Source organism: Nocardia niwae NBRC 108934 = DSM 45340 (assembly GCF_001613465.1).
In the GTDB taxonomy this organism is placed as follows: Bacteria; Actinomycetota; Actinomycetes; order Mycobacteriales; family Mycobacteriaceae; genus Nocardia; species Nocardia niwae.
In genome coordinates this window covers 26,743-51,236 of sequence record NZ_BDCK01000021.1, presented here as the reverse complement: position 1 = coordinate 51,236, position 24,494 = coordinate 26,743, and the positions used below count along the sequence as shown (strand labels likewise).

17 protein-coding genes and 2 pseudogenes are annotated in these 24,494 nt (G+C 68.5%); 6 read left to right on the top strand and 13 right to left on the bottom strand.

The features are described 5' to 3' along the window. The first annotated feature begins 77 nt into the window (after positions 1–77). Positions 78–1,490 carry an NAD(P)/FAD-dependent oxidoreductase gene (locus tag NNI01S_RS14045; protein WP_063020532.1) on the top strand — a complete coding sequence of 471 codons (1,413 nt, stop codon included), beginning with the start codon at positions 78–80 and terminating at the stop codon, positions 1,488–1,490. Next, positions 1,483–3,270 carry a hydroxysqualene dehydroxylase gene (locus NNI01S_RS14040; RefSeq protein ID WP_063020531.1) on the top strand — a complete coding sequence of 596 codons (1,788 nt, stop codon included), beginning with the start codon at positions 1,483–1,485 and terminating at the stop codon, positions 3,268–3,270. Before NNI01S_RS14045 ends, NNI01S_RS14040 begins: the two co-directional genes overlap by 8 nt. 24 nt (positions 3,271–3,294) lie before the next feature. Here the strand turns inward: NNI01S_RS14040 and NNI01S_RS14035 are convergent, their stop codons facing one another. Together NNI01S_RS14035 and NNI01S_RS14030 are read right to left on the bottom strand one after the other, a co-directional pair. Next, positions 3,295–4,074 (bottom strand): alpha/beta fold hydrolase, encoded by a 780-nt coding sequence (locus NNI01S_RS14035; RefSeq protein WP_063020530.1) that lies wholly within the window; start codon positions 4,072–4,074, stop codon positions 3,295–3,297. A 542-nt stretch (positions 4,075–4,616) separates the two neighbouring features. After that, positions 4,617–5,030, bottom strand: a complete 414-nt coding sequence (locus NNI01S_RS14030) for a DUF7144 family membrane protein (RefSeq protein ID WP_063020529.1) — start codon at positions 5,028–5,030, stop codon at positions 4,617–4,619. 225 nt (positions 5,031–5,255) lie between these two features. Here NNI01S_RS14030 and NNI01S_RS14025 point away from each other — a divergent pair, with 225 nt between their 5' ends. Both NNI01S_RS14025 and NNI01S_RS14020 read left to right on the top strand, forming a co-directional pair. Continuing rightward, positions 5,256–7,874 (top strand): helix-turn-helix transcriptional regulator, encoded by a 2,619-nt coding sequence (locus NNI01S_RS14025; protein WP_157114784.1) that lies wholly within the window; start codon positions 5,256–5,258, stop codon positions 7,872–7,874. Positions 7,875–7,931: 57 nt separating this feature from the next. Further along, entirely contained in the window at positions 7,932–9,587 is a 1,656-nt protein-coding gene (locus NNI01S_RS14020; RefSeq protein WP_063020527.1) for an alkaline phosphatase D family protein, read from the top strand. A gap of 21 nt (positions 9,588–9,608) precedes the next feature. Here the strand turns inward: NNI01S_RS14020 and NNI01S_RS14015 are convergent, their stop codons facing one another. The 6 genes from NNI01S_RS14015 to NNI01S_RS13990 all read right to left on the bottom strand — a co-directional run bounded on the left by NNI01S_RS14015 (position 9,609) and on the right by NNI01S_RS13990 (position 16,603). Beyond that, on the bottom strand, positions 9,609–10,751 hold the full coding sequence (locus NNI01S_RS14015) for a metallophosphoesterase (RefSeq protein WP_063020526.1): 1,143 nt from the start codon (positions 10,749–10,751) through the stop codon (positions 9,609–9,611). Between the two features lie 76 nt (positions 10,752–10,827). Continuing rightward, positions 10,828–12,069, bottom strand: coding sequence for a tryptophan synthase subunit beta (trpB, locus tag NNI01S_RS14010; protein ID WP_063020622.1), 1,242 nt, complete (start codon positions 12,067–12,069; stop codon positions 10,828–10,830). 168 nt (positions 12,070–12,237) lie between these two features. After that, positions 12,238–13,461, bottom strand: coding sequence for a serine hydrolase (locus tag NNI01S_RS14005; RefSeq protein WP_063020525.1), 1,224 nt, complete (start codon positions 13,459–13,461; stop codon positions 12,238–12,240). Between the two features lie 83 nt (positions 13,462–13,544). After that, on the bottom strand, positions 13,545–13,724 hold the full coding sequence (locus tag NNI01S_RS14000; RefSeq protein ID WP_174554399.1) for an OsmC family protein: 180 nt from the start codon (positions 13,722–13,724) through the stop codon (positions 13,545–13,547). An 80-nt stretch (positions 13,725–13,804) separates the two neighbouring features. Further along, positions 13,805–15,286 carry a phospholipase D-like domain-containing protein gene (locus tag NNI01S_RS13995; protein WP_063020524.1) on the bottom strand — a complete coding sequence of 494 codons (1,482 nt, stop codon included), beginning with the start codon at positions 15,284–15,286 and terminating at the stop codon, positions 13,805–13,807. Between the two features lie 105 nt (positions 15,287–15,391). Further along, positions 15,392–16,603, bottom strand: coding sequence for an NAD(P)/FAD-dependent oxidoreductase (locus NNI01S_RS13990; RefSeq protein WP_063020621.1), 1,212 nt, complete (start codon positions 16,601–16,603; stop codon positions 15,392–15,394). Positions 16,604–17,098: 495 nt separating this feature from the next. Between NNI01S_RS13990 and NNI01S_RS13985 the strand changes: the two genes are divergently transcribed. Continuing rightward, a complete protein-coding gene (locus tag NNI01S_RS13985; RefSeq protein WP_157114783.1) occupies positions 17,099–18,295 on the top strand; it encodes a L,D-transpeptidase in 1,197 nt (398 codons plus the stop codon). Between the two features lie 166 nt (positions 18,296–18,461). Here the strand turns inward: NNI01S_RS13985 and NNI01S_RS13980 are convergent, their stop codons facing one another. Continuing rightward, positions 18,462–19,247 carry an HpcH/HpaI aldolase family protein gene (locus tag NNI01S_RS13980; protein ID WP_063020523.1) on the bottom strand — a complete coding sequence of 262 codons (786 nt, stop codon included), beginning with the start codon at positions 19,245–19,247 and terminating at the stop codon, positions 18,462–18,464. 487 nt (positions 19,248–19,734) lie between these two features. Between NNI01S_RS13980 and NNI01S_RS13975 the strand changes: the two genes are divergently transcribed. Further along, entirely contained in the window at positions 19,735–21,078 is a 1,344-nt protein-coding gene (locus NNI01S_RS13975) for an amidohydrolase family protein (protein WP_063917460.1), read from the top strand. Positions 21,079–21,276: 198 nt separating this feature from the next. Here NNI01S_RS13975 and NNI01S_RS33460 read toward each other — a convergent pair. The 4 genes and pseudogenes from NNI01S_RS33460 to NNI01S_RS13965 all read right to left on the bottom strand — a co-directional run. Then, positions 21,277–21,522: pseudogene (locus NNI01S_RS33460) on the bottom strand (PadR family transcriptional regulator); the annotation flags it as partial. Further along, positions 21,501–21,922, bottom strand: a pseudogene (locus tag NNI01S_RS33455) (3-hydroxyacyl-CoA dehydrogenase family protein); the annotation flags it as partial. The pseudogenes NNI01S_RS33460 and NNI01S_RS33455, both read right to left, overlap by 22 nt. A 73-nt stretch (positions 21,923–21,995) precedes the next feature. Further along, entirely contained in the window at positions 21,996–23,831 is a 1,836-nt protein-coding gene (locus tag NNI01S_RS13970) for an acyl-CoA dehydrogenase (RefSeq protein WP_063020522.1), read from the bottom strand. Positions 23,832–24,274: 443 nt separating this feature from the next. After that, on the bottom strand, positions 24,275–24,490 hold the full coding sequence (locus tag NNI01S_RS13965; protein ID WP_063020521.1) for a hypothetical protein: 216 nt from the start codon (positions 24,488–24,490) through the stop codon (positions 24,275–24,277). Positions 24,491–24,494: the final 4 nt, after the last annotated feature.

Below are 24,494 nucleotides of genomic sequence, written 5' to 3'. Positions count from 1 at the left end.
ATATTGACATTCGGACGGCCACCGCTCACCATCGATCGGACACAGTGTCCGAGACTATGTGACCGAGGTGTTCGGGCATGCGCGGAACCCCCTCTCCGGCAATCGAGTACACCGACGTGGTGGTGGTCGGCGCGCGCTGCGCGGGCTCCGCGGCCGCCGTCGCGTTCGCGCGGGCAGGCCGCGAGGTCCTCGCGCTGGACTCGGCGCGTTTTCCCTCCGACACCCTCTCGACGCATCTGCTCTGGCCCGCGGGCCTGGCCGAACTGCGCCGCGTGGGCGCCCTCGAGCGTGTCCTCGCACTCGGTGCGCCGCCGCTGACCACGGCCTTCGCCGACGGCGGCGGCTATCAGGTCCGGTCGTCGTTCACGCCGGTCGACGGGGTGGATTACGCGATGTGCGTGCGGCGGACCGGATTGGACGCCGCGCTGGTGGCCACCGCCGTGGACGCCGGTGCGCGGATTCGCGAAGGTGTCCGGGTCACCGACCTGCTGTGGTCCGGTGATCGCTGCGTCGGCGTCCGCTATGCCGACGGAGGCGGCGCTCGTGAGGTGCGCGCCCGCCTGGTCGTCGGAGCCGACGGACGCCGCAGTACGGTGGCCCGGCTCGTCGGCGCCATCCGGCCCCGGCTGTCCGCGCCGAGCGGGCGGGACTGCTACTTCGCGTACTGGCACGACGGCGCGGCCGACCGGCGGCACATCGCGGCCCAATGGCGGTCCGGTCCCGATCTCGGCACCGCGTTCCCCTGCGACGACGGCCTGCTACTGAGCCTCGTCCAGCCACCCGCGCACCCCGGCGAACCGGGCGCGGGGCGCGCCGAGCGCCGCTATCACGAGGCGATCGAACGGCTGCCGGGACTTCAGCTACGCCTGCGGGACTGTCACCGGGTCGGGCGAGTGCGTTCGGCCACCCGCTTGGCCTCCTACTTCCGCCGCTCGACCGGCCCGGGCTGGGCGCTGCCCGGGGACGCGGGCCATTTCAAAGACCCGGTGACCGCGCAGGGCATCCGGGATGCCTTGCGCTACGGCCGGCTGCTCGGCGAACTCGCCGCGCCGGCCCTCGACGACCCCGAGCACCTCGACACCGCATTGGCCGAGTGGGAACAGCTACGCGATCGGGAATGCCTTGGCGTCTACCAGTGGACCAACCGGCTGGCCCGGGGCACGGCGATGCGTCCCCTGGAGATCGAGCTCTACCGCAGGGCCGCGGGCGACCCCGCGCTGGCCGACGCGGTCACCGAGATCTTCTCTCGCACCGTCCTTCCCGACGATGTCTTCACTCCCGCACGCGCGGCCGCCTTCGCGGCGGGCGCACTGCGCCGATCGTGGCGCGCTCCCTGGCCGGTCCTCGCGGACCTCGCGGGCGAATGCCGCGACGCGGTCTCCGAACGGAGGCAGGCCCGCGCCTTCACGCGCCCTGATCCTGCCGACGCCATCCAGTCCCGGCCGCCGCGGAGCGTTCTCGCGGCATCTTCAGGAGATCGACATGCATGACCCGCGTCCTCGGCCGACCATCGACCTCACCCGCCGCGACCTGTTGCGCGGCACGCTCGCGGCCGGAGTGGCCGTCGCCGCAGCCCCGGCGCACGCCGCCCCCGCATCACGCCGAACACCCGGGCCGCGCACCGCAGGCAAGTCGGTCGCGATACTCGGCGGCGGCGTCGCCGGGCTGTCGGCGGCCCACGAACTGATCGAGCGCGGCTACTCGGTCACCGTGTACGAGCCGGCGTTCCTCGGCGGCAAGGCCCGCAGCATGGGCGTGCCCGGCACCGGCACCGACGGCCGCGCGGATCTGCCCGGCGAGCACGGCTTCCGGTTCTTTCCCGGCTGCTATCAGAACCTTCCCGACACCATGCGGCGCATCCCCTTCCCGGGCAATCCCGAGGGCGTCGCGGGCAACCTCGTCCGGGTCGAGGGCACCGTCGCGGGCTTCCGGGGCAGGCCGCCGATCTACGCGCCGGTCGAATTCGGTGGCCTCGACCAGCTCGACCCTCAGCGGTTGCAGAACACCCTGATCGGCGCCTTCGGCTTCATTCCCGAGCTGCCGCCGGCCGAACTCGCGTTCTTCGCCAAACAGATGCTCGTCTGGTTCACCTCATGCACCGAACGGCGTTTCGGGCAGTGGGAATACGTGACCTGGGAGCAGATCCTGCGCGCCGAGGGCAAGTCACCGGCCTATCGCGAATACCTGGTCAGCGCGCTGACCAGGATCACGGTGGCGGCCAAACCCCAGGTGAGTTCGGCCCGCACGATCGGCACCATCGGCGAGGCGCTGGTGCTGGCGGGCAGCGGGGCGATCCCGCAGTACTCCACCGGCATCGACCGTATTCTCAACCGCCCCACCAACGAAGCTTGGATCGATCCGTGGGTGACGTATCTGCGTGCGCGCGGCGTGCGATTCGCGCTGGGCCTGCGGGCGACGCGGCTGCAGTTGCGCGATGGCCGGATCGCCTCGGCGACGGTGACCGATCCCGGCGGCCGCACGACGACGGTCACCGCGGACTGGTATCTGTGCGCGATGCCGGTCGACAACGCGGTCACGCTGCTGAGCGACGACATCCTCGACGCCGACCCGCATCTGGCCGGCATGCGCGAGCTGCGTACCGATTGGATGGTCGGCATCCAGTACTACCTCGCCCGCCCCACCGAACTGCCGGAAGGCCACATCGCGGCGCTCGGCTCGCCGTGGGCGCTCACCGCGTTGCGTCAAGCGCCGATGTGGGTGGGTGACTTCGCCGCCCGGTACGGCGACGGCACTGTGCGGGAATGTCTTTCGGTGGACATCTCCGACTGGGACTCCCCCGGCATCCGCTTCCGCCGTCCGGCCAAGCAGTGCACCGCCGCCGAGATCGCCGAAGAGGTGTGGGCACAGCTCACCGAATGGCTCAACACCGGGACGGGCTGGCTGCGTCCCGAGGACATCCGGTCCTGGCATCTGGACCCCGGCGTCAGCTGGAACGCGAGCGGCATCCACAACCAGACCCCGCTGCTGGTCAACACGGTCGGCTCCTACGACCACCGTCCGGAGGCGCGCTGCGCCGTCCCGAACCTGTTCTTCGGCGGCGACCACGTGCGCAGCCACATCGACCTCGCGACGATGGAAGGCGCCAACGAATCCGGACGCGCCGCGACCAACGCGATCCTCGACGCCGCCGACGACCCCGCGCCCCGCGTGCCGGTCTTCCCGCTGGTGTCCCTGCCGGTGTTCGAGCCGTGGAAACGCATCGACGCCGACCGGTACCGCGCCGGACTGCCGCACCTGCTCGACGTATGACCACGCCACGTGATGCCCGTCCGGTCAGGACGCTTCGGCGGCGGCGCTGCTCGTAGTGGTCAGAATCGTCTGCGCGACCAGCCGCGGGTCATCGATCATCGGCACGTGACCGGTATCGGGCAGCACGGTGAACACGGCCTCGGGCAGCCGTGACCGGGCAATCGGCCCGTGCACCGGTTCGGGCAGCACCCGGTCGTGTTCCGACCAGGCCACCGTGATCGGGCACGGCAACGCAGTGAGCGGGGCGATCTGTTCGTCGGTGCCGAGCAGGTCGGCGGTGACGGTGCAGCCCAGCAGGTCGCGTAAGCAGGTCATGGCCTGCGCGGCGCTGAGGCGATCACCATGCACCGCGATGTTACGCAACGCGATACGCCGCGCCACCGCGCTGCGCAGTCCCAGCGGGGCGAGGAAACCCAGCAGCCGCCCGGTGAGCGCCTCCCGGGCGATGCGGCGGGTCGCGGCCGACCGGCTTCCGTCGCCGGATTCCCAGAACCCCGCGGGCGAGAGCGCGCAGACGCTCTCGGCTCGTCCGCGACGGGCCAATTCGATCGCCATCCAGCCACCCAGCGAGTTCCCCGCGATGTGCACGCGGCGTAGCCCGAGCCCGTCGAGCCGCCGTTCGATGTCGTCCACCAGATGCTCGACTCGCGCCGGTCGACGCAGGGCGGGCGGGCCGCCCCGATGGCCGATGGCGGTGGGCGTGATCACCTCGTGCCGGGCGGCGAGCAAGGGTGTGACGTCGTCCCACACCCGTTCGGACATCGTGACACCGTGCAGAAGAACGAGCGGGGGCTTGCTGGGCATTGGCGTCCCTTCGAATTCGTAGTGCGGTCCCGAAGGTGGATACCACAACCTCGCCTATGGTGGCAGGGTAAAGGCCGACTCGGCGCAACGATCGCCGAGGTTTGCTCGCGGGAACGCTGCCCGCCGCGTCGGGTCCCCACCCGCCCGCGGTGAACCGCTCCGGTGCCTGGCGACCGGAGTGGGCAAGCGCCACAATGTTTTCCGCGTACCACGCCCTCGGGATACGGCCCGCGCGAGCCTGTTCCTGCCGCGGGGACGGCCCGCCGGGCAGCACAGGATGCCCGCCTGCGCGGCGGCCCGCGTCCAGGACGGATTCCGGCAGCGACCGGGTAGAACACGACGTCCGCGACCGACCGCACACGGCCTGCGGCGCTCGGCAACAGCGCCGACAGGTCGGGCGCGGCAGGCCACGGCCGACCCGCTCCGGGACCGCGCGCACAGCCGGTGCGGTGACGGGCGCGTTCGCCCCCGCCCCTTCGCTCAGGTTCGGCACGCACTCCGGTGTCCCGTACGAGGGCGCGCGGCCGCGAATGTCCGCCCGATCAGACGGCTTCCGGCCGCCATGTCGCCACCGCCCAGATCACGACGATGTTCAACGCGATCACCAGGATCGACCATGCCGGGTAGTACGGCAGCCACATGAAGTTCGCGATGATCGACAGGGCCGCCAAAACGATCGCCACCACTCGCGCCCACGTCGCGCCGGTCATCAAGCCCAGCGCCGCGACGACCAGGAGGATACCGAGCACGATGTGGATCCAGCCCCACGTCGTGGTGTCGAACTTGTACACGTACTCGGCGCCGACGATGATCAGCTCGTCCTCGGCGACGGCGGAGATCCCTTCGAAGATCGACAGCACACCCACGGTCAGCAGCAGAATCGCGGCCGCTATGGACGTGCCCGCCGCGATGCCACGGCGGACGGGGTGTGGCTCCGGTTCGGTCATGTGCGTCATCGGTCGCCCCCTTTCTCGGGAAGTAGTGGACGGACGCCTTCCGAATCTCCACCAGTCACACCGTCCGGCACTTCACCCGTTTCGGGTGACTCCGATATTTCGCGGCCTCGCGAAATGAAAATTCCATAACGACGACACACGAGGCGATAGAGCCGACTTCGCACCGGGTAAGTTCCGCTACCGAGGCGCGGTAGTGATCTGTCAGCACACGGCCCGGGAGGCACGGTGACCACCTCGCACGTTCCCGCTCTACGCCGCATCCCCACCGCGGCGCAATCCGCTGCCGAGATACCGGCATTGCCGTTCACTCCGATCCCCCGGCCCGAGCTCTACGCCGCCGCCGACCGGTTGTCGTCCGCTCGCGACGGACACGTGCTGCTGATCTGCGCACCCGCCGGGACCGGGAAATCGGTGCTGACGGCCGACTGGGTCGCCCGGCGCGCCGCGAGCGGATCCGACGTCGCCTGGCTGACGGTCACCGACCAGCTCGACGACGCCACGACGCTGTGGACCGCGCTGCACGCGCGATTCGACAGCGCGGTCACCGCATGCCCCGGACCGCCGACCGCTCAGGCCGCCGCGCTGGTCGGAATACTGGCGGCACGGACGACGCGCACGGTCCTCGTGCTCGACGACGCTCATCTGCTGACCGACCCGCTCGCACTCGCCGGCGTCGAATACTTCCTGCAGCATGCCCCGCCGACCGTCACCACGGTGCTGTGCGCCCGCTTCGCTCCACCGATCCGCTGGCACGTTCTCGACCTGCACGCCCGGCTGACCCGGTGGGGCCAGGGCGAACTCGCCTTCACTCCGGCCGAGATCGACGGGCTGTGCCGTGACCACGGATGCGAACTCACCGACGCCGACCTCGAGACGCTGTCCACCCTGACCCAGGGCTGGGCCGCACTCGTGCGCATCGCCGCGACCCAGGTGGCCGCCAGATCCGACGACCGCGCCGCGGCGCTCACCGTGCTCGCGCGCCCGGCGCGCGCGATCGCCGATTACCTGACGAGCGAACTCGTCGCGGGATTGCCGCCCGCGCTGCGCCAATTCCTCACCTACATCAGCATTCCGGTCGCGTTCACCGAGCAGCTCGCCGACGAACTCGTCGGCGGCGGCGCCGGCCATCATCTCAACGAACTCGACCGGATCGGTTTCCCGATCGTCTCCCTCGTGCGCGATGGCGACGTGTGGTTCTCCTGTCATCCGCTGGTGCGTGCCCTGCTCCTCGCCGAGGCACGCCGCCTCGGGCCGCAGCAGTGCGCCGAACTGCATCGTCAGTCGGCCCGCTGGTTGCGCTCCGCGGGACTGCCCGCTTCCGCGCTGCCGCACGAACTCGCGGGCGCGGACCCGCGACAGTTGTGCGAGTTCCTGTCCACCTGTGCGTTGCGCATGGTCCTCGACGGGATGGGCGCGACGCTGTTCGATCAGCTGGGCCGCTCGGCGCCCGCCCTGCTCGACGACCCGTTCCTGTGGCTGGTGCGCGTCGTCGACGCCTTGGCGGCCGGCAGCACGGCCGCCGCGGTGGCCTGCCTGGACACCGCGCGAGCGCGGCGCGCCGCCAAGGTCTCCTTCGCCTCCCGCGAGCGCCTGGACGCGCTCACCCTCGCCGCGACGATCGACGTAGCGGCCACGACCGGGGCCGTCCCGGCCGGTGTCCCCGACGAATTCACCCCGACCGGCGACCCCGATCTGGACGCCTACACCGAGATCCAGATCGCGACCGCCCTCGTCGCAGGCGGCGCCGTCGCGCGCGGCGAACAGCTGCTGCATTCCGGACTCGCCCTGGCCGAGCACGCGACCCGTCCCCGCTTGGTGCTGCGCGCGCTGACCCGGTTGGCGTTCGCCGCCGACGCCGTCGACGCCGCCACCGCGATGCGCGACCGCGCGGCGCGCGCCCTGGCGATCGCGGAGGAACACGGCCTACTGGAGACGACCGACGCCGTCCAGGCGACCGCCGTGGCCGCCTACGGCGCCTACCTGCAAGGTGAGACGCCCGACGCGGCCCAGGTCGCCTCCGTCCTCACCGAGCGTGTCGATCACGACGGCTCCTGCGGTCCGGTCGCCGGATGGCGCGGCCACGTCGTGGGCCGGCTGCTGGAGCTCGAGCGGGCCGAGGAGCAGTCGGCCGCGGTCGACGCGCTGCGCCGCAGCCTGCTCGCCCTGCTGCAGCACCAGGCGGTGCCGGCCGCGACGGGCAGCCTGATCCTGCCGGTGGTGTGGGCGCTGTTGCGCGTGCACGATGCCAGGACGGCGCAACTACTGGTCGAACGCGCTCGCGGCATCGTCGGGGACGTCCCCGAGGTGCGATTGGCCGACGCGGCGCTGCACGCGGCGGCCGATCGCCGCAAGGCCACCTGCGCCGTCCTCGAACCGCTTCTGGATCGCGCCGGCGACCTGCGTCCGGTCAGCACGGTCACCGGTTGGCTGCTGTACTCCGCGGCGCAGCACGAGTGCAGGGCCCCGGCCAAAGCCCTCACCGCACTGGAGCACGCGCTCGGATCCGCCACGCCCCACCGGCTCCTGCGGCCTTTCCTCGACGTGCCCGCCGCGATGCCTCTGCTGGACAGCTACGCGGGCCGCCTCGGCCGGGCGGAGAGCTTCGCGGAGTCGATCCGGCGGCATCCCGCCGCGCGCCGCAGGCCCGCCTATCCCGCGCTGACCCACACCGAGATGACCGTGCTCAAGCAGTTGCCCTCCGGCCGCACCGCCCAGCAGATCGCCGAGGACCTCGGTGTCTCGGTCAACACCGTCAAGACCCATCTGCGCGGCATCTACGGCAAGCTGGGGACGAATTCCCGGGTCGACGCGCTCGACCACGCGCGCCGGGGCGGCCTGCTCTGACGCCCGACCGGCGCCCGCGTCACCTTCCCGCCGCTGGGCGGCGTCCTACGCTGATGTATGGCCCTCTCACGTCGGGAACTGTTCCGCGCCGGCGCCGCTGGCTCGGCGGCGGTCCTGGCGGGCGCCGCCGCGGCGAGCAGCGCCCGGTTTCCCGCCCCGCGCCGCCTGGGCGACCCGTTCTCCCTCGGCATCGCCTCCGGCGACCCCGCCCCCGACGGCGTGGTGCTGTGGACGCGACTGGCGCCGGACCCCCTGGCGCCGGACGGTCTCGGCGGCATGCCGGTGGCACCGGTCACGGTCGACTACGAGGTGGCGCACGACGAGCAGTTCCGCCGGGTGGTGGCCCGCGGGTCGGCCGTGGCCACGCGCGCACTCGGTCACAGCGTGCATCCGGAGGTGCACGGGCTGGCGCCGGATCGCTGGTATTTCTATCGGTTCCGGGCGGGCTCGGACGTGTCACCGGTGGGGCGCACGCGCACCGCTCCGGAACCCGGACAGGCCCTGGCGCGGCTGCGGTTCGCATTCGCCTCCTGCCAGTCGTGGAGTTCCGGCTACTACACCGCCTACGAGCACCTGAGCCGGGAAGACCTCGACCTGGTCGTGCATCTGGGCGACTACATCTACGAGCGGGCCTGGCTGCGCGGGCGAGCGGGCGTCACGATGGGCCCGCACTTTCGCGACGAAGCCGTCGACCTGCCCGGCTACCGGCTGCGTTACGCACTGTACAAATCGGAGCAGCCACTGCGGGCCGCGCACGCCGCGTTCCCGTGGCTGGTCACCATGGACGATCACGAGGTCGACAACAATTGGGCCGCCGGCTCCCCCGGCATCGGACTGGACATCTGGCGCGTCCCCGCCCTGTTCCGGCGGCGCCGGGCCGCCGCCTTCCAGGCCATGTACGAGCACCAGCCGCTGCGCTTGGCGCAGCTGCCGTCGGCCGCGGGCATGCGGCTGCATCGCCGCTTCCGGTTCGGCGACCTCGCGGAGATCACGATGCTCGACACCCGCCAATACCGCACGGCGCAGGCGTGTTCGGACGTCGCGGTCAGCGGCTGCGCCGAGCGCTTCGCGCCGGACCGCACAATTCTCGGTGCGGCACAACGGGAGTGGCTGATCGACGGGCTGACCCGCTCACCGGCCCGCTGGCAGGTGCTGGGCAACCAGGTGGGCATGAGCCAGAACGACTCCGATCCGGGCCCGGGGATCGCCGTCTCCACCGACGCCTGGGACGGCTATGTCGCCGACCGCAACGCCGTGCTGGGCGCCGCCGCGACGCGTGGCGCGGGGAACCTGGTGGTGATCACCGGCGACCGGCACGAGAACCAGGCGGCCGATCTGCGGCGCGACTATTCCGATCCCGGATCACCGGTCGTGGCGGCGGAATTCACCGGCACCTCGATCACCAGCAACGGCGACGGTACCGACGTCGGCGACAAAGGCCGCAGACTGCTCGCGGCGAACCCGGACGTCAAGTTCTTCAACGGCCAGCGCGGCTATGTGCGGGTGGAACTCGATCATAAGCTGTGGCGCAACGATTTTCGCGTCGTTCCCTATGTGCGCCGGCCCGGCGCGCCCATCCATACGCGCGCCAGTTATGTCGTGCAGGACGGCATTGCGGGTGTGACCGAGGCGTGGAGTTCCGCCGACCCGCCCGTCGCGCCACCCGCGTCCGATGCCGCCGGCCAGGCCGACGCCGACCGTGGCCCCCGTTGAGCTGCCGTCCGGAGCGGGGGCTCAGCCGGCCGCCTGCTCCGAACGCAGGATCAGCACGGTGATCTCACTCGGGGCGAACACCCGCAGCTGCGGCCCCCAGAACCCGGTGCCTCGGCTGGTGTAGAGCTGAGTGCGGTCGCCGTGGCGGCTCAACCCCGCGACGACGGGCTGGTCGAGACGAACGAGGTAGTGGAAGGGCCAGATCTGGCCACCGTGGGTGTGGCCGGAGATCTGCAGCGCCACACCCGCGGCCGCCGCCTCGGTGATCTGCTTGGGCTGGTGGGCGAGCAGCACGACCGGCGCCTGCGGGTCGGCCCCGTCGAGCGCGGCGGACAGATCGGGACCGTGGCCGGGCAAGGCGACGCCGGTCGGATCGTCGATGCCTGCGATCACCAGTCGATCGTCGCCGCGGCGCACGATCTCGTGCCGGTTGTGCAGCGGCTGCCAGCCGAGCGAGGCCATGTGATCGATCCAGCCTTGGGCATCACCGAAATATTCGTGATTGCCGGTGATGTAGAACCGGCCGAGTTCGGCCTCGACCTTGCCGAGCGGGTCGACCTGCGCGTGCCGCTTCGCCACGGATCCGTCCGCGAGGTCGCCTGCGTGACAGGCGATATCGGGGCGCTGCGCGTTCACCACCTCCACCACGCGTTCGGACCAGCGCAGCCGATCGAGTGCCGCGTAATGGGTGTCGGTCACCACGACCATGCGCAGTCCGTCCAGCGCGGGGCCGAGACCGGGGATGGACACCTCCACGGTGCGCACCCGCGGCACCCGGCGCGCCTCGACCACACCCCACGCCACCAGCACGGTCGTCGCCGCGATCACGCCCACCGCGACCATCCCGGATCGAGCCGGGTCGGCCACGCCCGCGACGGTCAGACCGGCGCGCGCGACATTGCCCAGCACCGACCAGCTGAACAGCACCCACATCACACCGAGCAAGGTGTCGCCGACGATCGAGGCCGCGTCCGACTGCACGGGGCCATGACCGAGGAACATCGACGCGGGCAGGGCCACGAACCCGAGCAGGAACAGCGTGGAACCGAGCCAGAACAGCGGGCCGGATTCTGCGGTGGGCGCGGCCACCAGCGTCCACCAGGGTAGTAGGAACAACACGGCGGGAATCGCCGAAAACAAGATCAGGCGGGGCACATACTTCAAGAGGGCTCGTCCTCGTGCGCGGGTGTAGCGCGCGGTCCCTCTCCGGCGCCATGGGCGCTGTCGACCATAGCAGCGGTCACGCCACACCGAGCCGCTCGGCGGCCACGGTGAGATCCTTGTCCCCGCGACCGGACAGACACAGCACGATCAGGGAGCCGTCGGAGATTTCGCCCCGGTCGGCCATTTCCATCAGGTGGCCCACGGCGTGGGCCGATTCGAGTGCGGCGAGGATGCCTTCGGTGTGGCTGAGCGCCTGCATGCCGCGCAGGGCGACCGCGTCGGTGGCGGCTCGATAGGTCACCCGGCCACTGTCCTTCAGATGGCTGAGTTCGGGACCTACGCCGGGATAGTCCAGTCCCGCCGCGATGCTGTGGGTGCGCGCGATCTGGCCGTCCTCATCCTGCAGCAGGTAGCTGTAGGAGCCGTCGATCTCACCGGGGCTGCCCATGCACAGGGTCGCCGCGTGCTCGCCGGTGTCCACGCCGAGCCCGGCCGCTTCGACGCCGATCAGCCGCACCCGTGGGTCGTCGGCGAAGGGATGGAAGACCCCGATGGCGTTGCTGCCCCCACCCACGCAGGCCAGCACGTAGTCGGGCAGCCTGCCCTCGAGGCGCGCGATCTGGTTCCTGGCCTCCGCGCCGATCACCGTCTGGAAATCCCGCACGATCCGCGGGTAGGGCGCGGGCCCCGCCGCGGTGCCGAACAGGAGGTGGGTGGTGTCCACGTTGGCCACCCAGTCGCGGACCGATTCGGTGATCGCCTCCTTCAGCCGCCGCGAACCGATGTCGACCGGCCGTACCTCGGCGCCGAGCAGCTTCATTCGCAGCACGTTCGACGCCTGGCGCCGCATGTCCTCGGTCCCCATGTAGACCACGCAGGTCATGCCGAGCATCGCCGACACCGTCGCCACCGCCACGCCGTGCTGGCCCGCGCCGGTCTCGGCGATGATCCGTCGCTTACCCATCCGGCGGGCCAGCAACGCCTGCCCGAGGGCATTGTTGATCTTGTGCGCGCCGGTGTGAGCCATGTCCTCGCGCTTGAGATATACCCGGGCGCCCGGCACGCCCAGCAATTCCCCGAAGCGCCGTACCTGGTGCAGCAGCGTGGGACGGCCGACACGGTCCCGCAGCAACTCCCGGTACTCGGCGCCGAAACCTGGATCGTCCCGGGCGAGATGGTAGGCGTCCTCCAGGTCCAGCAGCGCCGCCATCAGCCCCTCGGGCACGAATCTGCCGCCGAACACGCCGAACCGCCCGCGTTCGTCGGGGAACGTCTCGCGCCGGTATCCGCTCACCGCCACGTCATGATCAATCCTCATCAACACCAACGCTTTCACCGCCAAAGAGCCGACGGGTCAGTCTGTTCCGCTAGCGCTAGCACAACCCGACGGGTTGGCAACAAGCGAGTTAACAGACTAAATCCTTCGGATGGCTAAGGTGTTCTCACTGGTGGAGGCGATCCGCGCGGGCCGCCGCCCGGCGCCTGGCTACCGGTCGGCAGGCACGGTGGCGGAGACCTGGGCGACCAGCCGCCACGGCCGTTCGGTATCGATCGTGGCCTTGCCGCTGGTGAGAATCGCCCCCGACAGCCCGCGCGCCGGGTCCGCCCAGCCGTACTGGGTGGTCAATCCGCTGCGGCCGAAGTGGGATCCGGTGTCGCGGCCGAATTTCGATCGGCGCCCGCCGAGTTCGAAGCCCGCTCGGCTGACGCGACCGGCGGCACCCGGGATCCAGCGCGCCGGGCGCACCGCTTCGTCCAGCGTCTCCGGCCGGATGACGCGCCGTCCGTCCGGCGCGCCGCGCGTGAGAATCTCGTAGAAACGGGACAATTCGGACGCGGTGGTGATCAGATTGCCCGAAGGCAGCTCGGCGGTGAGAAACGCGTCGGTCGCCGCGCGCGACGCCCGGTCCATCCGTCCGCCGACCGCCTTGCGCGCCAGGTAGCTTGCGGTGCGCGAGGGAGGCGGACCGGTCTTCACGCTGGGCACGATCTTGTCCACGTCCTCGGGGCGCACGCCGAAGTTGGTCCAGCGGAACCCGTACGGCTCGAGCACCTGCTCGGCGAGATGCTCGCGCAGCCGCTTGCCGGTCGCGCGGCGCACCAGCGAGCGCAGGATCAACCCGAGCGTCAGCGCGTGATACACGCGGAACCGTCCCGGCTTCCAGCTCGGGACGAGGTCGGCCAGCGCACGCACGGCGAGTTCCTCGTCGAGCACCAGATCGACGCCCTGGTACGGCGGTGGGACGAAAGGGATCCCGGCGGAGTGCGAGAGCACGTCACCGATCGTGATGGCGGCCTTGCCGTTGGCCGCGAACTCCGGGATGTAGTGCGACACCGGCTCGTCGAGCGTGAACGCGCCCTGTTCGACGAGCATGAACATCAGCGCACCGGCCACGCCTTTCGCGGTGGAGAAGCCGCAGAACGGCGTGTCCGGCGTGGCCAGGACCTTGGGCGTGTCCGGCCCGTCGCCGGGCGCGTTGCCCCACCCGTGGCCGATGGTCCGGTTCAGCACGATCTTGCCGTCCCGGCGCAGGCAGACCTGGATCGCGGGGGTGGCGCCCAGGCGGTACCACGCCTGCACCGACTCCCACACCGACTCCACATCGGCGCGGCTGAGCCCGGACGCCGCGGGATCGTCTTCGGGGCCTCGGGTCGTCACTTCCTCCAGGTCGTCGACGATCGGCACGGTTCCGGCCGTTGGTGCGCTCACCCGGCCAGCTTATCCACCGCCCGAGCCGGTCGCCGCCGCGCTGCTCATCGCGGCGGCCCGTCTCGTGATTACGGAGGCCGATGTCACAGGCGGGTGCCGTTCACCACCAGTGTCACGTCGATGTCGCCGCGCGTGGCGTTGGAGTAAGGGCAGACCTGGTGGGCCGTCTCCACCAGTCCGGCCGCCTGCTCGCCGGTGACCGACGGCAGTGCGATCCGCAGCTCGACGCCGAGTACGAATCGTCCGCCGTCGCTCGGGATCAATGCGACCGAAGAGTCGATCTCCGCGTCGTCGGCGCGCAGATTTCGCCCTGACCCTCCTCTACGGGCGGCACCACCCTGCCTCAGCGCTGCGCCACCGCTGTCTTCAGCATGCGGATGCCCCGGCTCAGCAACGGGTTTCCCCACAGGCTCGGTGACGCGTGTTCGGGGTCCATGAATTCGTTCTCCGCCAGCGGGCTGTCCTCGCCCTCGACGGTCTCCGGCTCGAACCGCACCAGGGTCCGGCCGTTGCCACGCAACGTCTCGACCGTGCGCAGCAGCGACGACGTCTCGGCGAGGGTGTCGTCGAACTTCGCGGGTTCGGCATCGAGATGCTCGCAGATCAGCTGGCGCCGAATATCGAGGATGGTGTCTCGCAGCAGGTCGCCGTCCACGGTGGCGGGGGTGACCTCGACGGCCAGATCGCATTCGGTGTCGAAGCCCATCGAACGGTTGTTGAGGTTCGACGATCCCACCCGCAGCAGCCGGTCATCCATCACCAGCACCTTGGCGTGGACGTAGATCGGCGCACCGGCCTCGGTGACGGGGTAGTAGACGCCGAATCGGTTCTCGGTATCGGCCCTCCACAACAGATGCAGTAAGCGGCGGCGGGCCCCGTCCATCGCCTTCCGCTCGAGCCAGCCGTCGGCGTTGCGCGGCAGCACCAGCACGATCTCCGGACCGTCGGGCTCGCGCAGCCGCGCGGCGATCGCCTCGGCGAGGGTGCGCGAGGCCAGGTACTGGCTCTCGATGTACAGCGACCGTGTGGCGCCCGCGATCGCCGCCAGATACAACGCCTCGATCTCCCGGACTTCGGCACGGTCGGCGAGCTCGGGGAAGGTCCGGGCGATACCCACGTCCACCGATCGCATCGTCGGCTCCAGACCCACCGGCCAGGGCGTGTCACCGGCGATCTCGTCGACCGCCGCCAATTGCTGTCCCGTCGCAGCCTTCCACCGCGCGCGGGCCAATTCGCCGATCGCCTTCGCCGCGTCCCCGTCGACGGCGGTGGTCGCGTCGTGCCATGGTCCGTACCGGTTGCCGTTGGGCTCGGTTCGGTAGTGGTTGTCGTCCCGATGGTCGCTGGTGTCCCAGCGATCGACGGTCATGTCGATACCACCGCAGAACGCGAGCGTGTCGTCGATCACCACGATCTTCTGGTGATGCGCCGAACCGATCGGGTGCGCGCCATCCATCTCGAGGTGCAACCGCCGATCGGTCATCCAATTGACGACGAAGATCGGTGTCATCCCCCGGCTGATCGCCGCGAACGCGCCGACATTCCACTTCAGCAGATAGATGTCGAGATCCGGTCGCTGTTTCGGCAGCCAGGACAGGAATTTACCCAGCCGATTGGGGCCTTCGAGAGTCTTGTCCCGGGGTTCGAACTTGATCCGGGTATCGAAGTCCCAGCCGATCAGCACGATGCGCTTGCGAGCCTGCAACATCGCGGCCTTGGCATGACGGAAATAGTCCGCCGCATCGACGATGCACGCCAGCCGATCGGCCCGCGCGATCTGCCAGCAGGTTTCGCCGGGGGTGAGGATTTGTCGCTCGTCGCTCATCTGTAGTCAGTCTCTCGTCCAGCCGGACACCCGTCCCCGCAGGTGAACGATTCACAGTACTGCGCGATCGCTCCCCTTCTCGGTGGGGTGCGGAGCATGGGCGGACTAATGGCCGTGCTCGGGCGCGGTCTGCAGTTCGGGCGCGGCGGCGGCCAGCAATGCGGCGCGGTCGCGGCTCAACGGAGGATAGATACGGCGGGTGTTGATGGCACGCTTGGTGTCTTTGGCCTGCTCCCCGCACGCGACCACCCGTCGCTCCCAGCCCTCGGTATAGACCGCTCCTGCCGGTCCCAGATCGAGGACCGTCACATACCAGGGGATCCGCAACGGCTTCATGGGTTCGCCCAGGAGATCGCCGATGACGTTGTATCCGGCCCATCGGCCCATCGGGCGGCTGTGCTGGCAGGACATCACCGACATATGCTCGTCGTCCATTTTCGCGGCGGCGACGTCACCGGCGGCGAACACCCCGGGCACACCGCAGACCCGCAGACAATCGTCGACGGGCAGCCGGCCCAGCCGGTCACGGTCGACCCCGAAATCCGCGGTCAGCGGATTCGCACGCATACCGGCACACCAGACGACGGTGGCGGCGGGCACCACCTCCCCCGAGGAGAGCCGCACGCCACGCTCATCGATGGCGACGACCCCGACACCCAACCTGGTCTCGATCCCCGTGGCGGCCAGCGCCGCCTCGATGACCGGTCGCGCCGATACACCCATGTCCGAGCCGACGAACGGGTTGCGGTCGATCAGGACGACCCGCGGTGCGACGGCACGCGCGGCAAAGGCGCCGGCCAGCATCGCCGGCAGCCCGGTCGCCTCCTCGATCCCCGTCAGACCTGCCCCGACAACGACCACTGTCGCGGCCGCCGGGTCATCGGGGCCCTCGGCAAGCAGGCGCAGATGGGCTTGCAGTTCGATCGCCGCGTCATAGGTGTCGATGTCGAAACCGAACTCCCGCAGGCCAGGGATATCGGGCTTGACCACCTGGCTGCCCAACGCGAGCACCAACCGGTCGTAGCCGTGAGCGCCTGCTGTGGATTCCACGAGCCGCGCCACCGCATCGATCGCCGTCACTTCGCCGAGGATGTGCTCGACTCCGACCGGATCGAGGAGATCGCTCAGCGGGATGCGCGATGTGCTCAGATCGGTCTCGTAATCGCGCACGCGGATGTCGTGGTAGGGCGTGCAACTGATCATCGTGATATCCACGGTTCCGACCCCGAGTTCGTCGAGCCGCCGGGCCGCCGCGAGCGCTGCCCACAAGCCCGCGAAGCCGGACCCGAGAACCACGACACGCGAAGCATCGGTCACCGCAGCGCGCTGCACGTCGTCATTCTATGACGTCGGCCGGGCTCGTGATCGTTGCTGCGCACCACCGGTCAACGCCGCCGAAAAGCTCGCCGACGTGGTCTTACCCACACCCGGAAGTCCGCCGCTGACGATGAGCGCGCCCCATCCCGCCGACGGCCAGGCGCCTACCGGACGTGCCGCTGATCGCCACCGATGACACCGGCTCCCGGCATTCCGGATTCCGCAGAATGATGCGGTTCATATGGCCACACACGATGACCGACGTGGCCGGATCGGCCGTGGGCAAGGTGCCGATGTTGGAGTCGGCACAAAGGTCTGATCCCGGGGCCCGGCAGGCGACCGACCGTCTTACGACGGTCCGGATCAATCGAGGAACGGTATCGGTTGTGCGGCGGATCGGTGGAGATGCTGGTCGTCGGCGTCACGGGCGGGGTGTAGCTGCCCCATGCTGGCGGACAGAGGTCGGCCCAGCACCCCGCAGAAGGGAGATAGACGGTGACATTGGGACGTCGTCGCCTGTTGATCGGCTTCGCCGGTGCGGGTGGTCTGGCCCTGGCCGGTTGGGGGTGGTCGCGAGAAGCAGCGCCCCCGCCCGAGGCTGCCACGATTCGATTCGATCCCCCACCCGGCGCCCACGATGTCCAGGCGCGCAGCCCCGGCACGATCACCGTCACCGACGGGACGCTGCGTTCGGTCGAATGGGTCGATGAAACGGGCAGATCGCTGCCGGGCGTATCGGCACCCGATCAGCGATCCTGGACCAGCACCGAACCACTCGGTTACGGGCATACCTATACCGCGAAAGCCGTGGCTCACGGCGACACCGGCGACGTCGCCGCGACGACAACCTGCACCACAGTGCGACCGCGACAGCTCGTCGACGTCTCCCTACGCTCCGCCAATCTCGTCGAACTGGCCGAGAACGACACCTACGGAGTGGGTTTCGTGCTCGTCGCCCATTTCGACGAACCCGTCGATCGCGCCGCCGCGGAAAGCCACCTGAAGATCACCACCGAGCCTGCCGTCACCGGCGCCTGGTACTGGCTCGACGACCAGAACGCACACTGGCGGCCGGAGCACTATCACGCACCGGGGACCAGGATCACGATCGCGGCCGAACTGTTCGGTCTCGCCCTCGGCGAGGGCCGCTACGGCCTGCGTGACCAACAGGTTTCGGTGATCATCGGGCCCGCGCACGTCGCGATCGCCGACGACGACACCAAACAGATCGAGGTCTTCGACAACGGAAGCCTGGTGCGCACCATGCCGACCTCGATGGGCATGGGCGGCACCGCGGTCGTCGGCGGCAGAGCCATGTCGTTCTGGACTCGCCCGGGTGTCTACACCGTGCTGGACCGGAACAACCCGGTGATCATGGACTCCGCCAGCTACGGCCTGCCCACCGGCTCCGCGCTCGGCTACCGCACGAGCATCGACCACGCGGTCCGCATCAGCCACGACGGAATCTTCGTGCACGCCTTGGCCGCGAGCATGTGGGCCCAAGGCAATACCAACGTCTCACACGGCTGTCTGAACATCTCCCCTGCCGATGCCGCATGGTTCTACGACTTCGTCACCCCTGGAGACGTCGTCGAGGTCCGCAACACCGGCGGCGACCCCCTCGATATCTGGCAGAACGGCGATTGGAGCATCCCGTGGCCCGACTGGCTTCGCGGTGGCGCACACGCCTGACACTGCCACACGGACGGGCGCCGCACAGGACGACAGCGGGCCCGGCACGTGGAAGGAGCAGCAGCCGCATCGCAGACTCGAAGGTGACCGCATCGGCGTTGCTTCGGCCGTGTACCGCGGTTATGAATTCCGGCGTAGTGATGGAATGTGCTCGCGCATTGTCCAATCATCCTTCAGACACCTGCGCGAGATGGCTTTTGACAATCTGGTCCAGGTGCACCAGGTCATTGGCGATGCTGACGTAATTGAAGCCTTCGGCTAGCCGGCGGGCGGCGGTGGCGCCGTCCGGGCAATGGATACCTACAGCTTTTCCCGCGGCTTCGGCCGCCTTCCGCACGGTGCGGAGGGCGGCCTCGAACTCGGCGTCGACTGCGGGGTCGGTTGGCGTGGCGCCGCCGAGTGCGAGGCGTAGATCCGATGGTCCGATGTAGATTGCGTCGACCCCCGGAACGGATGCGATCGCGGTGGCATTCTCCAGTCCGGATGCGGACTCGATCATCACCACGCAGGCGATTTCGGCGTTGGCCCGGGCCGGCGATGGCCCGATTCGCAGCGCCGCGCGCAGAGCCCCGTTACTCCGGCGCCCGACAGGCGGGAAACGACACGCCGCCACCGCGGCTTCGGCCTCAGCGGCCGTTTCGACCATCGGCACGATAACGCCGCGGGCACCCGCGTCCAGCGCCTGGGCGATCCAGAATTGATCGTTGGCTTGCACTCGAACAAGCGCGGCCGCGCCGGTGCCCGCGGCGTCGATCGCGGTGATACCGGCCAGCAGGCCCCGGTATTCGATCAGGCCGTGCTGCGCGTCGAGGCAGACATACTCGTAGCCGGCCATCGCGATCCGTTCGGTGGCTACCGGGTTGTCGCACACCACCCAGTAGCCGACGGCCTGTCGCCCTGACCGTAACCGGTCAGCGAATCCGGCCGTGCTTCTGATCGGATTGCTCGTCATATGACCTCTTCTCCATTCGATCGGTAAGCTTTCCGACTCCCGTGCGGGGAGTCGACAGCGCGTCAGCGCACTGATCGGAGGTCAGCGCGTCCAGCCATGTCGTGGCCGCGCCCCTCCATCGCGGCGGCCACCGCCCGCCGCGGTTCGCATGGCAGCCGACGCCACCGGAACAGAGTCGGGCGAGACCGCACGGCAGTCGGCCATCGGCGGTCGACCATTCGTCCCAGCGGCAATCGTCGGGCGGACGGCGTGGTCTTGATTGTGCTGACGCTGTGGTCGGCAAGTCCAAGACCAGAAACGCAGGACATGCATAGGCAATGCCTATAGGGCTCGTAACGGATGTGCCCCAGGGCTGCCTACGCAGGCACGCTGCGCGTCCAGTTTCGAAGGGACTGTGCGTTGACATCCACCGTCATAACGGCAACACTGTAACCATTATGATGGATGTGGCTTGCAACCCACTCTGCGTGTCCGATCGGAGGCGGTCATGAATTCCGACGCTCGCTTGCTCCTGCGCGGCGGGATCGTCCTCACGATGGACGAAAATCTCGGCGATCATGAGCGCGGCGATGTACTCATCGAGGACGGCAGGATCATCGAAGTGGGGCAGGATCTGACCACCGATGCCCAGGTGCTCGACTGTGCGGGCAAGATCGTCCTCCCCGGCTTCGTGAACTCGCATCACCACATGTTCCAGACCGCCCTGCGCTCGTATTGGGCCGACGCTCTCGATCTGGACTATTTCATGCAATCCCGGGCCGGAGCCGACGCGCTGTTCCACCAGTACACGCCCGAGGATGTCTACTGGGGGCAATTCGGCGGGGCACTGCAGAACCTGGCCGCGGGTACCACGACAGTCGTCGACACGTCGCAATGCTCGTATACCCCCGAACACACCGACGCCGCGCTCGAAGCAATCCGCCGATCCGGAATCCGATGCGTCTTCAGCTTCTCCCCTTCCTTCGGCGATCACGAGCCGGATCCGTCGTATGCCCATCCGGATGACATCCATCGCCTCATCGAGAACGCCGGTCCGGCCGATGATGGAACGCTCGTCCGCGTCGCGCTCGGCTACCACGTCGACGAGGACTTGTTCGAGCTCGCCCGAGACCTCGGTTTGCCGATGTTCGCGCATGTCAATGACACCAGTTGGGGTTATGTGCTCGAACAGTTCGAGAAGGAGGGACTGCTCGGCCCCTGGGTGACCTACATCCACTGCCTCGGTCTCGAGGAAGCCGCGTGGCGAGCCATCGAACGGACCGGCGGCAAGGTGTCGGTCTCCACGTGCGCCGAGCAATCGCTCGCGATGGGCGAGCCGGCCTTGCAAGCTGCTCTGCGGCATGGCATTTCGACGAGTTTCGGCACGGACACAGTCGGCATCGCGCCGGTCGACTTCTTCTCCCAGATGCGTGCGGCCTTCCACTGGCAGCGCAGCCGCATCCGAGCGGCGATACAGAGCAACTCAGCCGAGGTTCAGCCGATCTCGGTGCGCGAAATACTCCGAATCGCCACACTCGGCGGAGCCGAAGGCGCGCACCTCGACCATCTCGTCGGGTCCCTCACCCCCGGCAAGCGGGCCGACGTCATCGCACTGAACGCACGCGCACTCAATGCCGCGCCGGTGAATCACGCGCCGGGCGCCGTCGTACAGCATATGGACACCAGCAACGTCGATACCGTGATCGTGGACGGGCGCATCGTCAAGCGCGATGGCCGACTCCTCGGCGTGGACGTCGAAGAGGTCATGCAGCAACTCGAACGCTCGGCAGCCGGACTCGTCACTCGTTCCCGGGCTACCGACATCCTCTTCACGGGTTGCCGACAGCAGTAGGGCGACGCCATATTCGACATCATGCGTGGCAAGGCTCGGGCATGACCCATTCGAAATGGGTGGCAGCCGGAACCTTGCCCCGACGGCGTCAGTGCGACGCAGGATCACACTGCGGTCGACCATCGAGAACCGGACGATCCGGTGTCGGCGAAATTGTGAGGATGTGGCCGTGGCCGTCCGGCGTTCGATGACGCCGATGGCGAACTCGGCCCATCCAATGTTCTCTTGCCCGAAGGAGATGCCGCGCAACAGCGTGAGGTATGGACCGACACGCTCGGCCTCGGCCAGATATGCCTGTTCGCTGCGACGGTTGAGCCAACGCTTGCGAAGGCGTTCGTAGCGGGCCGATTTCGCGGCCGGCTTGGCAGGCTGGGCGATATAGTGCCGCAGCGTCTCGCGGCCGGCCTCGGTGATGGAGTGCAGCCGTTTGCCGGGATCGGGCACAGATCAATGTCCTCCGGGGCCGCGACGACGCCCTCCTCGAGCATGATCCGAATCTCCTCGGCGATCGCCCGTCTGGTCCGCTCGAGCACCTGTCCGGCGCTCGACGGGGTATCGGCTTGCGGCCACAGCGCGGCGACCTCCGGATCAATGGCTTGTTTGCCGTCGAGGTAGGTCCACACGCCGGGCTGCCGGCTTGGACGAGTGCCTGCAGGTCCGGCGAGCTGGCGCAGGGGTCCGGGTACGCGCAGTGGAGGGTATCCCCGGTGTGCAGCGCAATGGCTGGTCCGACAAGCGCCAGCGGCGCGAACGGCGACATGGGCATGCCGAGCGCTTCGACGGCGTTGTCTGCTACCTCGAACGGAGCGCCCTCGTCCACGGCGGCTACGAGTTCGCCCAGGGTTCCCCGCAGCTTGTCGATCTCGGTGTGCACTGTGAATCGTCAGGAGCCCGCGAAAGGCCGGGCGTTCGTGGACTCAGAAAGCACCGTCAGGCAAATCCATGAGTGTGCCGGTCACAGAGGTCACCACTCGCCTTGCGGAGGACAGATCCGGCAGTACGGTCCTGCCGAAGAAGTCGGCCACAGCCACCTTGCCTTCGTAGAAGGCTCGATCCGTCTGGGATGGTTCGCCGGCGAGCGCGGCGAGTGCGATCTCGGCTTGTTCGAGCAATCGCCACCCGATCATCAGATCGCCGAACGCCAACAAGAACCGCACCGAGCCGAGCCCGATCTTGTACAGCTCGCGCGGCTGTTCCTGGGCCGCCACGAGGTAGCCGATGAGGCCTTCGGTCATTGCTCGTACGTCGTCGAGTGCCGTGGCCAAAGCGGCGCGCGCTTCGCTCAGGCGTGGGTCACCGTTGTCCCGTCGGAGGAAGTCCGAGATCTGGTCCTGCAGGTGCGCCAGAGCGGCGCCTTGGTCGCGGGCGATCTTGCGGAAGAAGAAGTCCAGTGACTGGATGGCGGTGGTGCCCTCGTACAGTGAGTCGATCTTCGAATCGCGGATGTACTGTTCGATCGGGTAGTCCTGCAGGTAGCCCGAGCCCCCGAAGGTCTGCAGCGAGTCGGTCAGATACTGATAGGCGCGCTCGGAGCCGACGCCCTTGACGATCGGCAGCAGCAGGTCGTTCACCCGGCGGGCGAGATCGGCATCCGCGCCGGAGACTTGCTCGGCGCTGACCGGCTCCTGATGCGCGGCCGTATACAGGTAGACAGCGCGCAGACCCTCGGCGTAGGCCTTCTGCATCATCAGGCTGCGACGCACATCGGGATGGCGAACGATCGCCACGCGCGGGGCGGTCTTGTCGGCCATTTGCGTCAGGTCAGGGCCTTGCACCCGGGTCTTTGCATACTCGAGTGCGTTGAGGTAGCCGGTGGACAGAGTAGAGATTGCCTTCGTACCCACCTGCATCCGCGCGTTCTCGATCACTTTGAACATCTGGGCAATGCCGTTGTGTACGTCGCCGACCAACCAGCCTTTGGCGGGAATCCCGTGGCCGCCGAAGGTGAGTTCGCAGGTTGCCGACACCTTCAAACCCATCTTGTGCTCGACATTGGTGACGAACACTCCGTTTCGCTCGCCGAGTTCCCCGGTGTGCGGATCGAAATGGAACTTCGGCACGAAGAACAGGCTCAACCCCTTTGTGCCCGGCCCGGCACCCTCAGGACGTGCGAGAACGAGGTGGAATATGTTCTCCGCCAGATCGTCGGACTCGGCTCCGGTGATGAAGCGCTTCACACCTTCGATGTGCCAGCTGCCGTCGGCTTGTTCGACCGCCTTCGTGCGGCCGGCGCCGACATCGGACCCGGCATCGGGCTCGGTCAGCACCATCGTCCCGCCCCACCGGCGATCGACGGCGATCTTCGCCCAGCGTTTCTGCTCGTCATTGCCGACCCGGAACAGGACGTCGGCCATCACAGGCCCCAGCATGTAGAAGAAGACACCAGGATTGGCGCCCAGCAACAGTTCGTTGATCGCCCACGTCACCACCCACGGGGCGGCAGTACCTCCCAGTTCCTCGGACATGCCGAGCAGAAACCACTCCGAGTCCTGCCAGGTCCACAACGACTTCTTGAAGCTGTCCGGCAGAGCGACCGAATGTGTTGCCGGATCGAAGACCGGCGGATTCCGGTCGGCATCGACGAACGAGGCGGCCACCGGACCTTCGGCCTGCCGCGCGGCTTCCGACAGCATCGAGCGGACGGTGGCGGAGTCCAGATCCCCGAAGTTTCCCGACCGCAGGATCGCGTCGAGGTCCATCACCTCGAACAGGTTGAACAGCAGGTCGCGGACATTGCTCTTGTAGTGACCCATGAAGACCTTTCATGACGCAGCACCGCGCTGGATCAGCAGACCGCAGTGCATCTGCTACTACTCAATAAATTTACTATTAAGCGTAACCAGAATACGGGTGCAGTAGCAAGCGCCCACATTCCGGACCAGACCGGTCGATCACCAGCAATCTTCAGTGCTCTTCGACGACAGCAGCGACTTCGCCGTGGTCATGCGTGATCTGCGAGGGCCCGAGGTCGGCCACGTCGCCGAGGACGTCCCGATCCGCGACCCGCCTGAGCCATCACCTAGTCGTGTCCGCGACTAGTCATATAAATGACTATTTTTGCCCATAGGTGCGGACGACCTCGATCCGCATTCGGTTCACGAGCTCGTGGCTTGGCAACGTGGCGACGCGTCCCGTGGACGACGTATGCGAACGTCTGCCGTGATTCACCGGGGCCAGCACCGGCTCGCCGAGCGCTTCAGAGACTGCCCGCGGAATCCGGCCCGCTCAGCGGCGAAAAAAGGAATTGGCACGGCATTGCTGGATAGCTGTGATCCACGCGATCGTCGACGGCGGCGGCGCGGGCCCAACCCTTTTCGATCGCCTCCTGTGCGAACGTCAGGGCCGCCTCACGGGAGGCGACGAAATGCAACGGTGAACCGAGACCGAAGTCGACCATCAGGTGCCACGACATCGCT